We start from the raw sequence: 1,591 nt of genomic DNA on the forward strand, positions 1-1,591 counted from the left end.
GGTACGTCACACCCCTCGAAACCCGGAGCCTGCTGCAGCAAGACCTCACCCCCGCAGCGTAAACATCCGCTGTCCCGGTTCAGGGGGGAACTTCATCCTCTTATACCTCTCTACCTTCCCGTTCGTGCGCGGCGTGTACGGCCTGGTCCGCTTGTGCTTCGTATCGGTCGCGGCGAGGGCGTCAGCCCAGGTCGTAGACCGGTAGCACGCGCCGTTGTCGGTGAGGCAGCGGCGGATCGGTGTGATGCCGTAGGCGGCGAAGAAGGCAACGGCCCGGTGCCAGAAGGCGACCGCGGTGACGGCCTTCTCATCGTCCAGGGCCTCGGTGTAGGCCAGCCGGGAGTGGTCGTCGAGCGCCGAATGCAGGTACGTGTATCCGACCTTGCCGGTGCCGGGACCGGTGCGTTTGGAGGCGCGGGCGGACTCGGTGCCGACGCCGTGCATCCGCCAGCCGCCGCCGGTCGGGATGCGTCCGAGTTTCTTGACGTCGACGTGGACCAGGTCGCCGACCCGGTCGTGCTCGTAGCGGATGACCTCGCGCAGCTGCTCGCCGGTCGGTGGGTCGAGGTCCCGGAGCCGGTTGAGTCCTCGCCTCACCAGGATGCGGTGGACGGTCGCGGGCGCGAGTGTGACGCCGTGCAGCCGCTGTAGGTCGGCGGCGAGCCGGGCTGGTCCGTGCTTGGTCTGCCGCCGCAGCGCCTCCACCAGGTCGGCGATGTCCTCGGGGGTGCGGGCGGGGCTGGTGGCGGGGCGGGAGGAGTGGTCGAGTAGTCCGTTCTCGCCGTGCGCGCGCCAGCGGGCGTACCACTTGGCCAGGCAGCGGCGGGAGATCCCGGCTTCCGCAGCGACGTGTGCGATCGGACGTCCGGCGTCGATCCGCAGGCACGAGCGCAGACGTCCTTCTGGGGTCAGAGGTGCGTTCCGATGTCCCCTGCTGGTGGCGCTCCTGGACTCGGCGGCCGCGTTCACGCGGGAGCCCTGGGATCTCAGGGCTCCCGCGTGAGCGGCTGTGCGTGGCGTCAGCGTGCGAACTTTTCGATGGCCGCTGGGGTAACGGGGGTGAAGAAGTTGATGAGGTTGCCGTCGGGGTCGCGGAACAGCAGGGACCGGTTGCCCCAGGGCATCGTGCTGGGCTCGGTGACGAAGTCGGTGACGAAGTCGGTCAGGTTCTGGTGAACGCGGTCCACGTCGTCGACGAGGAACTCGGTGATCACGCTGTGGTTGTCCGCCGGGCGGGCAGAGCCCGGGGCGAACAGCGGGACGGTGCGGGTGCTGGCGATCGCGAGGGTGGCGCCCGCGGTGTTGAGTTCGGCGAAGTCTTCGGTGGCCCACGTCGCCCCCGCCCCTGTGGCTCGCTCGTAGAACTCGACGAGGCGCGCTACGTCGCTGGTGATGATGCGGATCGAGACGAAGTCCATGGGGATCTCCTTGGCTGTGCTGGAGGCGTGCACTGCGCAGGCTAGGAGAAATAGTGGACAGAATCGGTCCTGTATTCGCGTTAGCCTCGATCTTTCGTGATTGGTCGTCAGCTTTGGTTGGCGGCTGATGCGTCGTTGTGGAGAGTGTGCGGGCAAGCGGAGGGCCCGATCGT

General features: G+C 68.1%; 2 protein-coding genes. Both read right to left on the reverse strand.

What is annotated here, in order from left to right; all coding sequences use genetic code 11:
- Positions 1 to 45: 45 nt before the first annotated feature.
- Positions 46 to 969, reverse strand: coding sequence for an IS481 family transposase (locus ABZ826_RS39300; protein WP_361459391.1), 924 nt, complete (start codon positions 967 to 969; stop codon positions 46 to 48).
- Between the two features lie 50 nt (positions 970 to 1,019).
- Entirely contained in the window at positions 1,020 to 1,418 is a 399-nt protein-coding gene (locus ABZ826_RS39305; protein WP_361459393.1) for a VOC family protein, read from the reverse strand.
- Positions 1,419 to 1,591: the final 173 nt, after the last annotated feature.

This window comes from Streptomyces sp. NPDC047515 (genome assembly GCF_040643055.1).
Lineage (GTDB): Bacteria > Actinomycetota > Actinomycetes > Streptomycetales > Streptomycetaceae > Streptomyces.